The following is an 18,587-nucleotide window of genomic DNA, read 5'->3' as shown; positions in this document are numbered from 1 at the left end:
CATAGAAGTAAAAAATTGCGTCCAGGAGCTTTCGGCGCCGCCTTGGCTGCCCACTGGCCTACCGCACCCTGCCCCCTGAATACCGACCCGCACCGACGAACGGAGCCCCCATGACCCAGCCTGCCACCCCCTTCACCCCAGCCACAACCGACGCCGACCTGGGCGCGCTGCCTGCCGGCTTCCCCGAAGGCCTCGGCCCGGATGAGCTTGAAGAGATCGACAACATCCTCGACGACCTGCGCTCGCGCGGCGAGGAAATCCCCCAGTGGGAGTTCTGCGACGGCTTCCTGACCGCCGTGATCTGCAGCCGCCGCCCCATCGCCCCGGCCGAGTACCTGCCCATGCTGCTGGGCGACGGTGCCGAGCTCGATGTTGCAGACGGTGAGCCCCTGCCGCTGCTGTCCGCCTTTGCCGACGCCGCACAGCAGGCGCGTTTTCTGGAGCTGTGGAACCGCCGCTGGACCGAGGTGGAGGCTCAGCTCGACGCCAAGGTGGAGTCGCTGGACGACGAGCGCACCTTCCAGCCCGAAGCCATGGACATGCGCGGCGCCGTCGCCAGCCTGACCGACGAGCAGCGCGCCGAGATGGACGACGACCAGGAAGTGCCGTCCTTCGGCCAGGTCTGGGCGCTGGGTTTCATGTTCGCGGTCGAGAACTGGCCCGAGGACTGGGCCGCCCCGCGCGACAAGGAAGCCGCCCGCTGGCTGGACGATGCGCTCGGCAGCATCGTGACCCTGACCGAAGACGACACCGGCAAGCCCGAAGTCTGCATGTACAGCGAAGACGGCCCGCCCAGCACCAGCCAGGCGCGTGTGGAAGCCTTCGGCGAAGCCATCTGGGCGGTGTACGACCTGCGCCAGATCTGGAAGAGCATGGGCCCGCGCGTGGAGACCCTGCGCAAGGCCCCTGAGCCCGGCCGCAACGACCCCTGCTTTTGCGGCAGCGGCAAGAAGTACAAGAAGTGCCACGGCGCGTGATGCGCACAGGCCCGGGCCGCCGCACATGATGGATGCGCTGGCGCAGTCCTTCCCCTGGCTGCAATATGTCGTGCTGCTGGTGGTGGGCGCTGCGTTGGTGGGTGTGGAGCGTGCGTGGCCCCGGCGCCCCGGGCAACCAGAGACGCGGGCACGCTGGGTCGTCAACGTGGGGCTGTACGCCCTGGGGCTGTTGTTGCTGGCGCTGGTGGTAGAGCCCCTGCAAACCGCCGCGATCCGCATCGGGTCCTTGCCCGGCTGGGGGGGGCTGGGCGCCGCGCCGCTGCCCGATGCGCTCAAGGTCGCGCTGGGCGTGTTGCTGGTGGATGCCCTCCAGTACAGCCTGCACAGACTGTGCCACGCGGTTCCGCTGCTGTGGCAGCTGCACCAGGTGCACCACTCGGACGAAGCGTTCGACGTGTCGACCAGCGTCCGCCACCACCCCTTGGAAGTGCTGGCCCTGACGGGGCTGAACCTGATGCTGTGCGCCGCACTCGGCGTGCCTTTGCTGTCGCTGCTGGTCTACGCGCTGTTGCTCGCGCCGCATTCGTTGTTCTGCCATTCCAATGTGGCGGTCCCTGCGGGGGTGGACCGGGCTCTGCGCTGGTTCAGCGTCACGCCGGACATGCACCGGGTGCACCACTCCGTCCGCATGGACGAAGGCCACCGCAACTTCGGCATGGTGTTTCCGTGGTGGGACCAACTGTTTCGCTCCTACTGCGCGCAGCCGCAAGACGGCAGCGAACGCATGCGGCTGGGGCTGGCGCAGGAGCAGACACTTGCCGCCGGAGATGTGCCGCGCAGATCGGGACTGTGGACCTCGTTGTGGCAGCCGTTCACCAGGCCGCCGCGGTGAGCCGTACCGTGGGCGCGGCACCATGGCGCTGATGGCGCGGTGGGCCCAGCTGGTGGCGGCGCTCGCCGGCCCGCTGTGGCTGTTGTGGCTTTTGGTGGTGGCGTGCCTTTTTTTGCAGGCCACACCGGCGGGTGCCGCCAGTGAACCATGGCGCATCGACGACCTCGCAGTCGTGGCCGATCCGGCGGGCGGCGAGACCATTGCCAGCATCAGCCAGCCCGGCCGGGCTGCCGACTTTGAGCCCGTCCCCGGCGGGTTTTCCGGGGGCTACACGCGGGCCGTGCACTGGCTGCGCTTCACCTTGCATGCGCCGCCTGTCAATGCCGAGGGCAAGCGGGAGATGCTGCTGGAGATTCACCCGCCCTACATCGACGACTTGCAGATCTACGTATCCCAGAGCGCAGGCGAGCCCTTCGACGTGCGGCGGGGCGGAGACCTGCAGCCGCAGTCTGCCAAGGAAATTGCGTACCGCGGCTACGTGTACCGCTTTGTCTTCGAGGACGACCGGCCACGCACCGCCTATGTGCGCTTGCAGACCCACAGCAGCTCGGTGCTCATCGTCAAGGCGTGGGAGCCCGGCCAGTTTCTTGCAAAGATGTCGCGGGAGTACGCCCTGTTCGGCGTGTTGCTGGGCCTGATGCTCGCGGGGCTGCTGGCCAATATCTGGCATGGGCTGTGGCGCAGCGAGAGCATCTACCGGCGCTACATCGCCTACCTGCTCGCCACACTGCTCAACCTGCTGGGCATCAACGGCCTGGCGGGCGAGTTCCTGCTGCCCGAGGCGCCGTACTGGTCCAACCAGTGGGTCCCACTGGGGATCGTTCTGGTGGCATTTTTTGGCACGCGGTTCTACATGCTTGCGCTCGACATCGCGCATGCCGCGCCGTGGATGCGCTGGGTCTATCGCATTCAGCTGTGGCTGGCCGTCTGCTGCCTGCCTGCGTCCTTTCTGGGTATCTATCCGGAAATGATCCAGGCCCTGCTGTCCGTCTCGCTGGTCATGCTGTCGACCGGCGCGGTGCGCAGCATCCAGTTGTGGCGGCAAGGCAATGGCAACGGCAAGATCCTGCTGCTGGCCCACCTGTTCGCTTTGGGCGGCAGCTTCTCCGCTTTTCCGGCATTGCTGGGCTTGCTGCCAGGCCAGTTCTGGCTGATCTACGGCTTTCAGTTGAGGTCGGTGGCCGCGCTGCTGGTGCTGCAGCTGATGCTGGCCAACCATGTCCGGGCCATCCAGGCCCAGCTGACCCAGGCCAGCGTGAACATCGAGGTGTCCAAAACCATCGCCCAGCAAGAGCGCGCCGCGTACGAGCACCAGCGGCATTTCCTGTCCATGCTCACGCACGAGCTGAAGACGCCGCTGTCCGTGATCCGGATGCGCCTGGGGGCGGCTGCACCCACCCAGCGCATGCAGGACCACGCCACGCGTGCCGTGGCAGACATCGATGCCATCGTCGAACGCTGCGCGCTGGTCAGCCAGATCGATGGCGGGCCCGGCACGGTGCAGCGGGCACCGTGCCATATCAACGACCTGCTGGACGAAGTGCGGACCCTGCAGCGGGCCGAGCAGCGCGTTGTCATGCAGGTGGCGGAGGACGCGTTCGATCTCTGGGTCCACACCGATCCGCTGCTGCTGCGCACCATCCTCAGCAACCTCGTCGACAACGCGATCAAGTACTCGCCTGCAGACTCGCCGGTGCAGATCAGCGTCGCGCGCAGCGTGCAGTCAGGCAGCGACGGCGTGTGCGTGCGCGTGGACAACCGCGCCGCCGCCGGCCTGCCGGACCCGCAGCGCGTCTTCGAAAAGTATTACCGGGCGCCCGGCGCCCACCACCAAAGTGGTTCGGGCCTGGGACTGTACATCGCCAAGGCGCTGACCGTGCAGTTGGGCGGCACGCTGGCCTACCGCACCGACCACCCTCTCGTCATTTTCGAGCTATGGCTGCCACTGTGACTTTCCATCCACCGCTCAGGCTGCTGGTGGTCGAAGACCACCAGGCCTTGCTCGACGTCACCGTCGAGACCCTGACGGCCGCCGGGCACGACGTGGTCGGCATCGACAGCGCCGAGGCCATCGACGAGCTGCCGCGCGACTTTGTCGCCGACATCGCGGTGCTGGACCTGAACCTCCCCGGTGAAAACGGCCTGAGCCTGGCCCAGCGGCTTCGCCGGGTGCAGCCCGGCATCGGCATCATCATGGTCACGGCGCTGCGTGCCGTGGAGCAAAAAGTGGCGGGCTACGAGCACGGCGCCGACCTGTACCTCATCAAGCCCACCGCGCCCGAGGAGTTGCGGGCCGCCGTGCTGGCGTTGGCGCACCGCGTGCGACACATCGCCGCGGCCCATCCTGCCGACTTCACGCTCGACACTGCGGCGCAGCGCCTGCACACGCCACTGGGCCCGCTGGCCTTGCGCAGCGCCGAAACCACGTTGCTGCGCGCCTTGGCCCTGGCGCCCGACCACACGCTGGAAATTTTCCAGGCGCTCGAGCAGCTCGACAAATCGGTGGACGAGCAGGGCAAGGCGCAGCTCGAAGTCCTGGTCTCCCGCCTGCGCAGCAAGCTCGTGGCCCACGGTGCGCCAGCCGCTCCCATCCGTGCCCTGCGCGGCAAGGGCTACCGGCTGTGCATGGGCATGCACATCCGGTAAGCAGGGATTGCCCGGTCCTGTGCGGCGTTTGCCACGCTTGCCCGGCGAAGGCAAGCTTTGGCAAGGTTTGCGCGGACGGTCTCACTAGAGTCGCGGACACGGTGATACGCACCGAGAAACACAGGCTCGGGGCCGCCAAGGCCCTGTAGAGCACGGCCGCCGCCGGCAGACGGTGTGCAGTGCCAGCCATGCCTTGCAATGTCCGTGGATTGACCTGTTCAAATGATCAAAAAATGTGGGTGGAAGATCGCTGCCGTGCTGGCAGGGTGGGTGGTCGCATCCGCGGCCCATGCGGGCGCCGCAGGCACCTTCGGCACGGTGTTCAATCCGACGACCGTGCCGATCAATGGCACGTCCACACTGACATACACGCTGACCGCCTACGATAACTTTCGCAACCTCGGTTTCACGACCACATTGCCTGCAGGCTTGGTCGTCGCCACGCCCAACGGCGCCGCCACCGATTGTGGCCCTGTGCCCGGGCCGCTGCTCCCCACCATCACGGCAGTGCCAGGCTCCACCACGGTACAGCTGGCCAACGCCAACACCACCACGGTGTACGACGGGCCGTTCATGGGCCCCCGTTCATTCGGGTGCGTCGTTTCCGTCCGCATACAAGGCGCGGTGCTGGGCAGCCACGCGCTGCCACCGGTGACCTTGCTCGACAGCGGCTTTCCCACCCTTTTGACGGCATCCGCGGTGCTCAACGTGCTGGGCGCACCGGTGGCGGCTGCCAGTATTCCCACCCTCAGCGAATGGGGCCTGATCCTGCTGGTGCTGGCCATGGCCGCCTCGGCCCTCAACGGCATGCGCCGCAAGCGCGGATAATCGGCACCTCTTCGGTATTGCCGTTCCTCCTTGTCGAGGCCTCGGTGCGCAGTGCGCTCCGGGGCTTTTTTGTTCATGGCCCACCACCTCTCTGTTTCCTTGCAACGCCTGCGCGCCGAATGGGCGCCCAGCATTCCGCGCGAACTGCTGGCGGGCGCCGTCGCCACGTTTGCACTCATCCCCGAGGTCATCGCGTTCTCGTTCGTGGCGGGGGTCGATCCGTCGGTGGGGCTGTTCGCCTCGTTCGTCATCAGCCTGGTCATCGCCTTCGTGGGCGGACGGCCGGCCATGGTGTCCGCCGCTGCGGGCTCGGTGGCGCTGGTGGCAGCGCCGCTGGTGCAGTCGCACGGACTGGGCTATTTGCTGGCGGCGGGCTTGCTGGCGGGGCTGGTGCAGTTGGTGTTCGGCCTGCTCAAGCTTGGCGTGTTGATGCGGTTCGTCTCCAGCTCGGTGCGCACCGGCTTCGTCAACGCGTTGGCGGTGCTGATCTTTGCCGCGCAGCTGCCGCACCTGCAGGGCCAGGGCGCGGCCACCTGGGCCATGCTGGCACTGGGGCTGGCCATCATCTACGGCCTGCCGTGGCTGGGCGGCGTACTGCGGGTGCCGGCGCTCAGCGCCGTGCCTTCGCCGCTGATCTGCGTGGTGGCGCTGACCCTGCTGGCGCAGGGCCTGGGCGTGCAACTGCCCACGGTGGCCGACCTGGGCAAGCTGCCGGACTCGCTGCCCGTGTTCGGCTGGCCCGGCGTGCCGCTGTCGCTCGATACGCTGCGCATCATCCTGCTGCCGGCCCTGGCGATTGCCATGGTGGGCCTGCTCGAATCGGTGCTCACCGCCGCCGTGGTGGATGAGATGACCGACACCCCGAGCGACAAGAACCGCGAGTGCGCGGGCCTGGGTGTGGCCAACATCGCGGCCAGCCTGTTCGGCGGCATCGCGGGCTGCGGAATGATCGGCCAGGCCGTGGGCAACGTGAAGTACGGCGGGCGCGGCCGGCTGTCCACGTTGTTCGCGGGCGTGTTCTTGCTCATCCTCATGGTGGCGCTGAAAGACTGGGTCTCCCGGGTGCCGGTGATCGCGCTCGTGGCCATCATGGTGATGGTGTCGGCATCCACGTTCGACTGGAGGTCGCTCACTGCGCTGGTGCGCCACCCGCGCCTGTCCAGCGCGGTGATGCTGGCCACGGTGGTGGTCACCATCGCCACGCACAACCTGGCGGCGGGTGTGGCCGTGGGCGTGCTGCTCAGCGGCGTGTTCTTTGCGTTCAAGGTATCGCGCATGCTGGCGGTGCAGGTGCACGACGACGATGCCACCGGCATGCGCACCTGGCGCGTGACGGGCCAGGTGTTCTTCGCCTCGGCCGACGCGTTCATCGAGGCGTTCGACGTGCTGGGCGCCGAGGGCCGCGCCGTGGTCATCGACGTCACGCACGCCCACTTCTGGGACATCACCGCCGTGGCCGCGCTCGACAAGGTGGCAGAGCGCCTGCGCCACCACGGCTGCACGGTGCAGGTGCTGGGGCTGAATGAAGCCAGCGGCGTGCTGATCGACCGCATGGCAGCCGACAAGGGCTGATGGGGTTGCGCAGGCGCTGATCGGGCTGCACCCCGGGGCTGCACCGCGGGCCGGCGAGCCCGGCAGGCGCCGAGGTGGTCAGTGCATCGTGATCACTGCCCCTGGCGCGGTCACGCTGGCAACCACCCCAGCAGCCGCTGCAGCGCATAGCGCAGCGTGGCCGCCCGCACGGTGCCGCGGTCGCCTGCAAAGTGCTGCATTTCGCTGTGCGTCTCGCCGCCCACGCACCAGGCGAACCACACGGTGCCCACCGGCTTCTCGTCGCTGCCGCCCGTGGGGCCGGCCACGCCGGTGACCGCCAGGCTGACCTGGGCCTGCGAGTGGGTGAGCGCGCCGTCGGCCATGGCGCGCGCCACGGCTTCGCTCACTGCGCCGTGCTGCTCGATGAGCGCGGCGGGCACGCCCAGCATGTCGGTCTTGGCGGCGTTGGAGTAGGTGACGAAGCCGCGATCGAACCATTGGCTGGAGCCCGCCAGGTCCGTGCAGGCCGCGGCGATCATGCCGCCGGTGCAGCTCTCGGCCGTGGCCAGCATGTGGCGGTGCTGCAGCAGGCGCAGCGAAATCTGCGTCAAATTGGCATCCAGCGCTGTACTGTCAAGCGCTATCAGCTCACTTTTTGATAGTGACGTCATGGTCATCGGAGTCTCCGCAGCGCCTGTCGGCAAGTCCACAAGGCTGCCACAAACTGGCGGTGCGGTACAGGTACAGGTCATGCCGGGCTGGCGGGTGCTGCGCCGCGGCCTACCAGAAGCGCCACAGCGCAATGACCAGCAGCGTACAAAACGCCGCCACGAAGTCGTCAAACAAAATGCCCCAGCCGCCGCGCCAGCCAAAGCCCTTGAACAGGCCGTCGGCCCAGCCCACGGGCCCGGGCTTGGCCGCATCGAAAAAGCGGAACAGCGCAAACGCCGTGAGCTGACCCCAGAAGCCCATGGGCATGGCCAGCCACAGCACCAGCCAGAAGGCAACGATCTCGTCCCACACGATGCTGCCGGGGTCGGCCACGCGCAGGTGGCGCGCGGCGGTGGTGCAGGCCCACCAGCCCACCAGCGTGCCGCCGGCGATGAGCAGGCCCATGCGCCAGGGCGTCATCCACGGCTGCAGCACCAGGTAGGCGAGCCACGCCCACAGCGTGCCCACGGTGCCCGGCGCCTTGCGCGAGAGGCCCGCGCCAAAGCCGAGCGCGACGAAGTGGGCCGGGTGGGCAAGCAAAAAGCGCACGGTGGGGCGCAGGGCGTCTGGGGCGGAGGGCATGTCGGCAGCAAAAAAGAAAGGGCAGGCCCGTCGTGGTGCCTGCCCTCGGATTGTCACCCAGCGGCGCCGGTGCGCTCCGGCGGCTGGTTGGATGCTGTGCGCCGTAGTCGCAGCGGCCGCCGCGTTACTGCCGTTCCTGGAGCTGGACGTCCTTGGGGTAGCGGATGGTGTGCTCGGCGCTGAACTGCGCCGTGGCGCCTGCCGCCAGGCTCTGCTGCCAGGCCACGGTGCCGGGCGTGCGGTCCCACGCCATGTCGGCGGGCTGGGGCTGGTAGCGCGACTCGACCTCGATCTTCTCGTTGCGCGAGACCGGCGCCGCATGCAGCACCTGCAGCGTGATGGCGGTCTTGTGGCGGTTGTCCACGCTGTAGGCGCGGCGCGTCTTGCGCTCGGTGCGCGAGCCGGTGAAACCCGTGCTGCCGGTCAGGTCCTGCACCGCCTCGGCGCGCACGGTGACCAGCTCATCGCGGCCAAAAGACAGGCTGGTGCTGCCCGCAGGGGCCCCGGCGGTGGCCGCCGCAAAGTCGATGCGCCCGGTGCCTACAAAGGCGCCGTCGCGGTACAGCCCCACGGTGCCCGCCGGCCACACGCCCGCAGGCTGCGCCATCTGCGCGACGAGGTAGGCGGCTTCTTCCACCGCAGGGGCCGTGCGCGTGATCAGCGTGGCGGGCGCGGTCTGGCTGCCCAGTGCCAGCGTCACCCGCTGTCCGCTGGACGGCACGGTGATGCGCTGCGGCACGGCGAACTCGGTGGCAAAGCCCTTGTCGATGGAGCTCACGTCGAAGCTGGGCATGGCGTCTTCGGCCATGCGCGCGCGAGCCAGGGGCGCAGGAGCCGCTGCTGGCGCAGGCGCAGCCATCGCCATGACGGGCGCCACAGCACCCACGGGCTGCGGCGGTGTTGCCACATCCAGCGTCCAGGCGCGGAGCAGGCGCCCCTGCGTGGCGCGGCCGGGCTGGCCGGTGGACAGCGTGAGCTGCACGCCCGTCCAGTCCTCGCCGCTGTTTTGCGCCACCAGCGCCTGGCGCTCCAGCAGCACGGTCGACTTGGCGCTGTCGAGCGTGGCGCGATAGGTCGGCTGCCAGCCCGGTCCACGCACCTGGTAGGACAGGCGCAACTCGGCGTCGCGCTCTGCCGCGAGGTTGATGCTCACAGTGACCACACTGGCACGCTGGCTGGCCACGCGGTCGCGCTCGGCCACCAGCGGCTTCAAGGCGAGTTCGAGCGCCTCTTGCTTGCGCTTGAGCTGGTGCGTGCGCGCAAACGCGTCCTGCCCGGACTTGCGCAGCACCTCGGCCGTGGCCGTGATCTGGGCGGGCGTGGGGCTGGCGATGCGGGTGTTGGTGGCGGTCGCCGTGGTGGCCGCTGCCGTGGCGTCGTCGCCCGTGACCGCACCACCCACGCCGGCCACGCCGCGCAGGTAGCCGTCCACCAGCTGCAGCGCCGAGGCCTCGGCCCTCACCCCGGCGATCTGGTCCTCCAGCTCGCGGATGCGGCCGTCCAGTGGGCTCGCGCAGGCGGCGGCCACATCGCGGTCTTCGGTCAGCACGTTGAACTCGCCCACGCGCACGGCCGGGTCAGCGCTGATCTGCAGGCTCTGCGCGTCGATCGATGCGGGCAGGCAGCCAATGGTCAGGCTGCGCGCGCCGGCGGGCACGCGGGCCACGCGCTCCACGGTGGCGCTGCCGGGGTACACGGTGACGCGGGCGATGCGTGATGTGTCGACGGCCGCGGGGCGTGGCGCGTCCTGCGCCATGGCGACAAAGGGCAGCGCGCCCACCCCGCTGACGATGCAGGCCATCCACAAGGCGCGGTGGACGACAAAAGCGCGTGGGCGCAACGCGGTGGGGCTGGGCATCGCAGGCTCCTCGAAGGGGTGTGGATCGGGTGCCGGATGCTAGCAGGCCCGGGGCGGCAGGCAGCGGTGGATTCAGGGGGTAGAGCGCCGTCGTTGCAGCCACTTCTTGTAACGATTTTGGGGGAGCGCCCTAGGGGCATGTTCGCCCGCTCCGTTTAAAACGCCAGGGGGCCGCCGTCGCCGCGCGATCCATCCATCCATCCATCCAACCACGAGGAGCACCGAGTGCAGGACAACGACAAGACCGCCTTTGACTCCGCGATCCGGGCGCTGGAGTTCGAGATCGCCAACGCCGGCACGCACCTGACCATCGACGCCACCGCGCGCCAGGCGTATTCGATGCAGATCCAGGCGATGGCCAACGAGCTGCGCGGGCAGGTGAGCAGCGGGCGGATGACCTGGGCGCAGGCCGCCCAGCAGGCGCAGGAGGCCCGCAACGCCATCATGGAAGTCATCCGCGGCCGCAGCACCCCGGTGGGCCGCGCGATGGCCGAGCGCCTCAAGCGCGAAGGCAAGACGCTCAACGAACTCATCGCGCGCAAGACGCAGCAACTGCACGGCGCCGGTGCGGACTTCGGCCGGCTCTCCACCACCCAGCAGAACGCGGTGTATGCCGAGATCGTCAAATCCGCCGGCACCTCGAACCCCCGCGTGACCGCCACCATGCGCAACCTCTCGCGCGCAGGGCGGGGCCTGCTGGTGCTGTCGATCGCCCTGTCCGTGTATTCCATCGCCAAGGCCGAAGACAAGGCCGGCGCCGCCCGCCGCGAAGTGGCCGTCACCGGCGCCGGCATTGGCGGCGGCATCGCCGGCGGCGCCCTGGCCGGCCTGGCCTGCGGCCCCGGGGCGCCCGTGTGCGTCACTGTCGGGGCTTTTGTCGGCGGCGCGCTGGCGGCCTTCGGCGTGGACTACTTCTGGTAAGGACGCAGCGCCCATGCACCTGCTCACACCCCAAGAGCTGTCGGTCGAGCGCCTGGCAGGCCGCCCCGACGACGAACCCGCCCACTGCCACATCCTGCGCAACGGCCAGCCCACCGGCCGCCACGTGCCCGGCGCAGTGCTGGAGGCGGCTGCGCAATGGCAAGGTTTTACGCTGCTGCTGACGACCGACGACGTCCCGGCAGAAGAATTTCTGCACATCCACCTGCTCGATGCGGACCTGCAGTGCATCGACACTGCAACGCTGGGGGCGATGTACTCAACGGGCTCGTTCTCGCTGCTTCCGTCGCCCGAGCCGGACACGCTGCGGTTTCGTTTCATCGGCGATACGGACTGGAGCGTGCAGGTGCTGGCGGAGCCTGGCTTTCGGGTTCCGCTGTGGTCGGAGCCGACGGGTGTGAGTCGGCCCGTGGGGTTTTCGCGGCACTTTGTGGTGCGGGGGGATCCGAAGCGGGAGGGGGAGTAGGGTTCTCTTCTTTTTTTTGCGGTTGCTAACCGGCCAACTGGCACGCAGCCACAGGCAGAGGCGAAATGACGGAGGGGCGATTTAAGCGGTTGGTAGCATGCTGCTGAATGCCAGGAGCGGAAGCATGTCTAGACGTTTTGTCGAAGTGGAATTAACCATCGTGGGCCGTGCAAAGATGCCGGTCCTGACCGGTGGCGTTTATCGCCCGCACCTGCGCGTGGAAGGCGGCGAGTACCTCGGCGTCTCATTTGTTGATGGCCCGCACGCGAGCCCTGGATCGACAGTCCGTGCCGTTGCCGCACTGATCTATGACCCCGAGGTCGATTACTGCGCGCTGCTGGTCGGAACCCATTTCGACGTTTTGGAAGGCCCGAAGGTCGTGGGCTCCGGCCGGGTTGTACGAGGGCCGTTCACCCCCTCAATGACTACAAGCGTCCATAAACGGACATCAGGACACAGGATGAGATCAATCTCCGTTCAAGTTCAACCAGACAGATCGCCTAGCCTGGATATCAAAGAGCTTTCAGCCTTGTTCCAGGAAGTCGCAGACGATCACGCCCTTGTAACGTGCCATAGCTTTGACAGCGGCGATGAAGATGGTCTCTATTTCAATTTCACCTTTGAAACGGAAGATGCGGTGGCCTTGTGGAATGACATACGACGACTAGTCTTCGAGACTCCGCGTTTCCAACAGCATCTATCCAGGGCCGCGATGGCGATGTGCTCCAGCGATGATGGCTGGGACTCTTATGTCCAGCTCCGACATTGGGACACGCAAGTGTCATTGGTTGCAGACAATAACTTTTGAAGGTCTGCTCGCTGCCCCAAGGCGAGGTTGAGAGTTGCCCCGAAGGCGGCTGATCCAGAGTTTCGCAATTGGAGGAACCATGCTGGAAATGTCCGATTGAATTCGGCATCACAGCGATTCAAGCTAGCGGGTCCCAGCGGGCGGTGAGCTTCTCGCAAAAGCAGACAGCTGCGCTCAGCTGTTCATTGCAGCACAGTGCCTTGCTGTATGGCTTTTAGAACTCTTTCTTTAGCCGTTTGCCATGCCCATTGCATGTTCTCCAACATACGTTGGTCACATTGATCGAGCACCCAATGAGCAATCGAGCGCCGAAAGCTCTCAGTCGAATCATTGACTAGCAACTCATAGGTACATGCTGCAACACGATGCTGAATCTCATTGATCTGGCGAAGATGAGTGGGATGCTCCAACTCTTCGCTCTCAGGGATGTAGCTATCACGACCAGCAACAGTCAAACAGTGACCGAGTGCCGTCAGAAAGATAACTTGATGAATCGATGGCAGCGATTCCAGCCATTCCCCCTGAGTTTCAGATTCCGTCATCTTGTTTCTCTTTTTGATCGGTTGCTTCCGACCGAATTCTGCCACCCTCGACCCCTCCACCACTTCCCACGTTTCACGCATCCCACGGCCTCCCCCACCACCTTCACCCCAACGCCTCCGGCACCTCCCGCGCCAAAAAGTCATACACCGCACGAATCCTGCGGCTCGTGCGGATCTCGCGGTGCACCGTGAGCCAGATGGGCAGCTCGGGCAGGGGCAGCATGGGCAGCACACGCACCACGTCGGGGTCGGTGCGGGCCATGTAGTCGCCGACAAAACCCACGCCCAGGCCGGCGCGCACGGCTTCCCAGCAGGCGATCAGGTCATCGGTGCGGAAGGCAAAGCGTTGGCGGTCCACCGGGTAGCCCATGGCGGCGAAGCCTTGCTGAATGTCTTCGTGCCGGTCGTTGCCGATCAGCTCGTGCTGCAGCAGGTCTGACGGCTGGCGGGGCGTGCCCTTGCGGCGGAGGTAGTCGCGGTGGGCATATGCGCCCAGCTTCACGGCGCCGATGCGCTTGGCCACCAGGCTGGCCTGGTCAGGGCGGACCATGCGCAGGGCGATGTCGGCCTCGCGGCGCAGCAGGTTGGTGACTTCGTTGCTGGAGACCAGCTCCACCTGCACGTCGGGCAGCGCCTGGCGCATGCGCGCGAGCACGGGCGGCAGCAGCACGCAGGCCACGGGCTGGCTGGCGGTGATGCGCACGGTGCCGCTCACCCCGGCCTCGGCGCCCGACACGCTGCGCGCCAGCTGGTGCGCGCCGACCTCCATGGCGCGGGCGGATTCGGCCAGCTGCAGTGCCGTGGCGGTGGGCAGCAGGCCGCGGCCGGTGCGCTCGAACAGCACCACGCCCAGTTGCGACTCCAGTTCGGCGATGTGGCGGCCGATGGTGGGCTGGCTGGCGTTCAGCACACGGGCCGCGCCCAGCAGGCTGCCTTGGTCCAGCGCGGCCAGGAAGGACTGCACCAGGCTCCAGTCGAAGGTCTGATTCATGGCGGTAGCGTGCTCCGGTTCGGCGGTGTTTAGCTATTCAAAAATGAATTACTGGTATGGATAGTTAGGCAATTGTGTGGTTGTCGGTGCGTTTTCACAATCGGTCCATTCCTTTCCCGCCGTGGAGATTCCGATGACCGCACCGCTCAACACTCTCTTCGCTCCTGCCGCACCACAGGCAGCACCAGCCGCTCAGCCCACCGTGCTGATCCTGGGCGCGCGGGGCCGCCTGGGATTGGCCGCTGCACGCGCTTTTGCCCAGGCCGGCTGGCAGGTGCTGGCGCAGGTGCGGCCCGCTGCGGGCGGCCACGCGCTGCCCGCCATGGGCGGTGTGTGGTGGATGCCGGTGGCGGTGCATGACACGGCGGAGCTGTTGCGCCAGGCGCGCGGCGCACAGGTGGTGGTGCATGCGATCAGCCCTGCGTACACGGACAAGGCATGGCGCCTGGAGGCGCTCGGCTTGCTGGACGCGGCCATCGACGTTACGCAGCAGCTCGGCGCCACGCTCATGCTGCCGGGCAACGTCTACAACTTCGGCGAGGGCATGCCCGCCGTGCTGCGCGAAGACACGCCCCAGGCGGCCGCTGGCGGCAAGGGGCTGGTGCGCGTGGCGATGGAGCAGCGCCTGGCCGCCGCTACGCAGGGTGGGCGCATGCGGGCGGTGGTGGTGCGCGCGGGCGACTTCTTTGGCAGCGGCGCGAGCGGCTGGCTCGACCAGTCCATCGCCAAGGATCTGCACCGGGGCCGCGTCACCTGGCCCGGCCCGCTGGACGTCGCCACGCCCTGGGCGTACCTGCCCGACCTGGCGGCCACTTTGGTGCGCGTGGCCGAGGAGCGCCACCGGCTGGCCGCGTTCGACTGCCTGCACTTTGCCGGCCACACCGTGAGCGCGCAGCCCTGGCTGCACAGCCTCTCCACCTTGGCCGCAGAGCGCGGCTGGCTGCCCGATGCCGGCACGCTGCGCGTGGCGCGGCTGAACTGGACGCTGCTGCGTGTGGCGGGTGTGTTCATGCCCATGCTCGCGTCGCTGGCCGCCATGCGTTACCTGCGCCACCAGCCCCACCGGCTGGACAACACCCGCCTGCGCGCGCTGATCGGCGAGGAGCCCCACACGCCGTTCGAGCAGGCAGCGCGCCAGGCGCTGAACGACCTGGCGCTGGGTGCTGCGCCCGCCCCGCGCGCCGCGCTGGCCTGAAGGCGCGGCGCCCACGGGCCTGTCACCGCTGCACCGCCACACCCAACCCGCCGGCGGTCGCGGCGAGCTGGCGTGCGCGCCTGGCCTCACCACCTTGTCTTCACAGCCTTTTTTGACAGGCACACCGGCCCACACGGCCAGAAGGACCCGCCATGAACCGTCGCAATTTCATCCGCCTGGCAGGCGGTGGCACCGTCGTCGCCGCCACGGCCGGCACCCTGGCCGCCTGTGGCGTGGCCAGCCCGCACTACCCCGCCGAAGCGGTGGAGGCCTGGCAAGGCCCGGTGGGCGAGACCGAGGTGCGCCGCCGCGCCGTGGCCTACGCCATCACCGCCCCCAACCCGCACAACCTGCAGCCCTGGGTGGTGGACCTGCGCGAAGACGGCGTGATCACCCTGCGCACCGACCGCGAACGCGTGCTGCCGCACACCGACCCGCTGGGCCGCCAGATCCTCATCGGCCACGGCGCCTTTCTGGAGCTGCTGGTGCTGGCCCTGGCGCAGCAGGGCGTGGGCAGCGACGTGCTGCTGTGGCCGCAGGGCCCGCTGCCTGCGGCGTTGGCGGACTGGGATGACCGGCCGGTGGCGCGTGTCACCTTGAAGCCTGCGGGCCAGCCCGATGCGCTGTTCGCCCAGGTCCTGCATCGCCACACGCCCAAGAGCGACTTCGACATGGCCCGCACCGTAACGCCCGATGTGCTGGCCGCGCTGCTGGCGAGCCAGCGGCCCGCAGCAGGGCTGCAGGTGGGTGGCACGGTCGACGCTGCGCGCCTGGAGCCGCTGCGTACGCTGTGCTGGCAGTCCGCGCAGGTCGAGCTGCTCACGCCGCGCACGATGATGGAGAGCATCCACCTCACGCGCGTGGGCCCGGCCGAGATCCTGCGCCACCGCGACGGCATCTCGCTCAACGCACCGTTCGTGCGGGCGGTGGCCGCGCTGGGCATGTTCGACCGGTCCGCGCCACCCGCCGAGGGCAGCGCCGCGTACAAGAGCGCGATGGGCCGCTTCGAGGGCCACAGCCGCACGGCGATGGGCTTTGTGTGGATCACCGGCGGCAACACGCGCGGCGACCAGATCGACGCGGGCCGGGCCTATGTGCGCTTGCAGCTGCAGGCCACGGCGCTGGGCGTGGGCATGCACCCCATGAGCCAGGCGCTGCAAGAGTTTGCCGAGATGGCGCCGCATTACGAGCGTGTGCACCAGTTGGTGCTGGGGCGCTCCGCGCCGCGCGCGCCTGAGGATGCCACCGTGCAGATGTTCTGCCGCATTGGCTACCCGCAGGACGAGGTGCCTGCCACGCCGCGCCGGCCCCTGCGGCAGTTCGTGCAGGCGTGAAGCGGGCCGGTTGGGGCGGAGCGGGTTTCAGGCGCCGGGAGTTGACCAGAATCGGCGCTCCAATGCCACAGAGCCGTTCGGGCTGAGCCTGTCGAAGCCTGGTGCAGCGCTTCGACAGGCTCAGCGTGAACGGGTGAGGTTCCACCAGCCCATCGAGACCATCGGAATCAAGCCACGGGCGCCACGAACGCAATCAGCCGCCCCATGCGCCGTATCCACTCGGCCGTGACGATGAACTGGGGCTTGTCCTTCTTCACGTAAGGCGGCACTTCGGGCGGGTTGTCGGCCGGGTAGGGCGAGGTGTCGTACACATCGCCCACGTGCTTGCTGCGGTAGGCGGTGCCGGTGTACGGCGCGGTGGGGCCGTCGCCCTGGTAGGGGTTCACCACTTCGGGCACGGGCGATGTCCAGTAGTTGCGCGTGCCCAGCTCGGTCAGCAGTGTGGCGACTTCGGATTCGGGCACCGCGGGGGTGGCCATGACTGCACCGGTGAACAGGTCCGGAAAGTCCACCTCGCGGATCGAGAAGTACTTGGGCAGCGCCTTGCCGCCGCCCGCCACCTTCAGCGGCGAGCGCGCGGCCATCTCGGCCACGGCCGCGTCCGTCATGCCGCTGAGCTTGGCGTACGTGGCCTCCAGCCCCGCGATGTCGATGGGCCGGCCGGCCGAGTAGTGGCTCACGGTGTTGGTGTAGTTCTTGTCGTAGTAGTAGGCGCCGTTGTGGATGTTGGAGCCGTAGCGGTGCACGTACAGGCCGTCGTTGGTGCCCAGCTCGACAAACGTGGGGTGGGTGCGGCCGCCGCCCAGCAGCGGGTTCACCGTGGCGGCGTCGGCCGGCAGCGGGCAGCTCTTGAGCCAGGCGATCGCCTCGGGCAGGCGCGCCAGGTATTTGCGGTCGCCGGTGAGCTGGAAGTAGTTGAACATCTGGCGGATGTTGGTCTGCGTGGTGTGCGTGGCCAGCGACCGGGGCTCGTAGCTGCGGGCACCGGCGGGCGACCCGGCAGGGCGGCCGTCTTTGGCGCGCGACAGGTGCTGCAGCCCCCAGCCCGCCTGCTGGCCGGGCTGCTGCATCAGGCGCATGCATTCCATCGCGCGGCTGATGCTGGGCAGCAGGCGCGTCTCGCCCAGCGCCATCACGCACAGCGTGAGGAACTTGATGTTCTCGCCCATCACGTCGTCGTTGAAGGTCACGTGCAGCGTGTAGTCGCCGTCGTCCATGCCGGCCCTGGCACCGGCGGGCAACTGCGACGCGTTGGGCAGCGGCATGCTGCTGATCGCCCCGGGGAAGTGCGGGAACCGCTGCGGCCAGCCGCCATTGGCCACACCGTACTCGGGGCCGAACTGCGCGTTGAGCACGAAGTCGATGGCCTTTTGCACGGCCGGCAGGTAGCGGGCGTCGCGCTTTTCGAGGTACATGCGCAGCAGGAACTGCGATGCCACGGCCGTGCCCGCATCGTCGAACGTGGCGTTGCCGTAGTAGTGCTGGAACTCTTCGAGCCGCCACCCGTTCTTGCCGATGGTGTCGTACCACTTCTTCAGCGACGCCTCGCCCGCGAAGTCGTGGATGTAGTTCCACCCGCCCGAGCTGTGCTGCGCGGCCATGATGGCCGTGGCGGTGCGCTCGGCCGCGCGCCAGTGGCGCTCGTCGCCGGTCGCGTGGTAGGCGTCCAGGTACACGTGGCCCACCGACGGCGTGCCCGGCGGCTGGATCCAGCACATGGTGCGGTAGGCCTCCATCTCGCCAAAGGTCTGCTTCAGGTCCGGCGAGTACGACCACACGTAGCCGCCCTGGTAGGACACGGTGTCGTCCATGTAATGCGTGGCCCGCTTCAGGGCGTCGGCAGCGTCTGCCTTGGGGCCGGGTGGAAAGGTGGGTGCGGGGTCGTCGCTGCCGCCGCAGGCGCTCAGCAGCAGGGGGGCCAGGGCACTCAGGGTGAAGTCTCTGCGCTTCATGGTCAGCATGGAATGTCTCCTCGTTGGATGGCAGTGGGTCTGAAAGGGGCCGTAACGGGTGCACCGGCTGCCACCCCGGCGGCCCGGCCCCAGGCCGTACTGCGCCATGACAAATGACGTCGTACAACTGCAGCGAATTCTGGGCGCGTGATTTCCTGCTGCGACTGGCGTTAACCCCAATCGGCCTGTCGCACTGGTCGCTGCAGAATCGGGCGCGAGAGCGCGGTGCTTACAAGAATAAAAGCCTTGAAATCCGCATGGAACCTCAGGTTCACGGGATTTGCGGAGGTCCGCTTCTGCGGCGCGCAGTGAGCCGCAGAAGGTGCTGATGCCGCGCGATCAAAGCTCTAAAAATTTGTGATTATTTGTATG

The 18,587-nt window shown here is 67.9% G+C and carries 17 protein-coding genes; 11 read left to right on the top strand and 6 right to left on the bottom strand.

Going from position 1 to position 18,587, the window contains the following annotated elements; all coding sequences use genetic code 11:
* Positions 1–110 precede the first annotated feature (110 nt).
* The 6 genes from ACSQ3N_RS24260 (at position 111) to ACSQ3N_RS24235 (ending at position 6,876) form a co-directional block, all read left to right on the top strand.
* Positions 111–977 carry a UPF0149 family protein gene (locus ACSQ3N_RS24260; RefSeq protein ID WP_056172363.1) on the top strand — a complete coding sequence of 289 codons (867 nt, stop codon included), beginning with the start codon at positions 111–113 and terminating at the stop codon, positions 975–977.
* 25 nt (positions 978–1,002) lie between these two features.
* On the top strand, positions 1,003–1,830 hold the full coding sequence (locus tag ACSQ3N_RS24255; protein ID WP_436147676.1) for a sterol desaturase family protein: 828 nt from the start codon (positions 1,003–1,005) through the stop codon (positions 1,828–1,830).
* A 22-nt stretch (positions 1,831–1,852) separates the two neighbouring features.
* Complete coding sequence (locus ACSQ3N_RS24250) at positions 1,853–3,781, top strand: sensor histidine kinase (RefSeq protein WP_436147675.1); 1,929 nt, start codon at positions 1,853–1,855, stop codon at positions 3,779–3,781.
* Entirely contained in the window at positions 3,778–4,476 is a 699-nt protein-coding gene (locus tag ACSQ3N_RS24245; protein WP_436147674.1) for a response regulator transcription factor, read from the top strand. Before ACSQ3N_RS24250 ends, ACSQ3N_RS24245 begins: the two co-directional genes overlap by 4 nt.
* A 222-nt stretch (positions 4,477–4,698) precedes the next feature.
* Positions 4,699–5,304 (top strand): IPTL-CTERM sorting domain-containing protein, encoded by a 606-nt coding sequence (locus tag ACSQ3N_RS24240; protein WP_436147673.1) that lies wholly within the window; start codon positions 4,699–4,701, stop codon positions 5,302–5,304.
* 75 nt (positions 5,305–5,379) lie between these two features.
* A complete protein-coding gene (locus tag ACSQ3N_RS24235; protein ID WP_436147672.1) occupies positions 5,380–6,876 on the top strand; it encodes a SulP family inorganic anion transporter in 1,497 nt (498 codons plus the stop codon).
* Positions 6,877–6,986: 110 nt separating this feature from the next.
* Here the strand turns inward: ACSQ3N_RS24235 and ACSQ3N_RS24230 are convergent, their stop codons facing one another.
* From ACSQ3N_RS24230 to ACSQ3N_RS24220, 3 genes are all read right to left on the bottom strand, one after another.
* Positions 6,987–7,508, bottom strand: coding sequence for a CinA family protein (locus ACSQ3N_RS24230; RefSeq protein ID WP_436148008.1), 522 nt, complete (start codon positions 7,506–7,508; stop codon positions 6,987–6,989).
* A 109-nt stretch (positions 7,509–7,617) separates the two neighbouring features.
* Positions 7,618–8,130, bottom strand: a complete 513-nt coding sequence (locus ACSQ3N_RS24225; protein ID WP_436147671.1) for a phosphatidylglycerophosphatase A family protein — start codon at positions 8,128–8,130, stop codon at positions 7,618–7,620.
* Between the two features lie 124 nt (positions 8,131–8,254).
* Positions 8,255–9,886, bottom strand: a complete 1,632-nt coding sequence (locus ACSQ3N_RS24220; RefSeq protein WP_436148007.1) for a DUF4139 domain-containing protein — start codon at positions 9,884–9,886, stop codon at positions 8,255–8,257.
* A gap of 327 nt (positions 9,887–10,213) precedes the next feature.
* On the opposite strand from ACSQ3N_RS24220, the gene ACSQ3N_RS24215 reads away from it, so the two are divergent.
* From ACSQ3N_RS24215 to ACSQ3N_RS24205, 3 genes are all read left to right on the top strand, one after another.
* On the top strand, positions 10,214–10,909 hold the full coding sequence (locus tag ACSQ3N_RS24215) for a hypothetical protein (RefSeq protein WP_200912463.1): 696 nt from the start codon (positions 10,214–10,216) through the stop codon (positions 10,907–10,909).
* Positions 10,910–10,922: 13 nt separating this feature from the next.
* A complete protein-coding gene (locus ACSQ3N_RS24210) occupies positions 10,923–11,393 on the top strand; it encodes a hypothetical protein (protein WP_436147670.1) in 471 nt (156 codons plus the stop codon).
* A 124-nt stretch (positions 11,394–11,517) separates the two neighbouring features.
* Positions 11,518–12,201, top strand: coding sequence for a hypothetical protein (locus ACSQ3N_RS24205; RefSeq protein WP_436147669.1), 684 nt, complete (start codon positions 11,518–11,520; stop codon positions 12,199–12,201).
* Positions 12,202–12,383: 182 nt separating this feature from the next.
* Here ACSQ3N_RS24205 and ACSQ3N_RS24200 read toward each other — a convergent pair whose 3' ends face one another.
* On the bottom strand, positions 12,384–12,743 hold the full coding sequence (locus tag ACSQ3N_RS24200; protein ID WP_436147668.1) for a hypothetical protein: 360 nt from the start codon (positions 12,741–12,743) through the stop codon (positions 12,384–12,386).
* A gap of 103 nt (positions 12,744–12,846) precedes the next feature.
* Positions 12,847–13,734, bottom strand: a complete 888-nt coding sequence (locus tag ACSQ3N_RS24195) for a LysR family transcriptional regulator (RefSeq protein ID WP_436147667.1) — start codon at positions 13,732–13,734, stop codon at positions 12,847–12,849.
* A gap of 133 nt (positions 13,735–13,867) precedes the next feature.
* Here ACSQ3N_RS24195 and ACSQ3N_RS24190 point away from each other — a divergent pair, with 133 nt between their 5' ends.
* Positions 13,868–14,929 carry an NAD-dependent epimerase/dehydratase family protein gene (locus ACSQ3N_RS24190; protein ID WP_436147666.1) on the top strand — a complete coding sequence of 354 codons (1,062 nt, stop codon included), beginning with the start codon at positions 13,868–13,870 and terminating at the stop codon, positions 14,927–14,929.
* Positions 14,930–15,081: 152 nt separating this feature from the next.
* A complete protein-coding gene (locus tag ACSQ3N_RS24185; RefSeq protein ID WP_436147665.1) occupies positions 15,082–16,263 on the top strand; it encodes an Acg family FMN-binding oxidoreductase in 1,182 nt (393 codons plus the stop codon).
* Between the two features lie 167 nt (positions 16,264–16,430).
* Here ACSQ3N_RS24185 and ACSQ3N_RS24180 read toward each other — a convergent pair whose 3' ends face one another.
* Positions 16,431–18,224, bottom strand: a complete 1,794-nt coding sequence (locus ACSQ3N_RS24180; protein ID WP_436147664.1) for a pectate lyase — start codon at positions 18,222–18,224, stop codon at positions 16,431–16,433.
* Positions 18,225–18,587: the final 363 nt, after the last annotated feature.

The organism is Acidovorax sp. LjRoot194 (genome assembly GCF_964253015.1).
Lineage (GTDB): Bacteria > Pseudomonadota > Gammaproteobacteria > Burkholderiales > Burkholderiaceae_C > Acidovorax.
The sequence above is the reverse complement of the archived record's forward strand: the minus strand, read 5'-3'. Positions and strand labels throughout refer to the sequence as shown.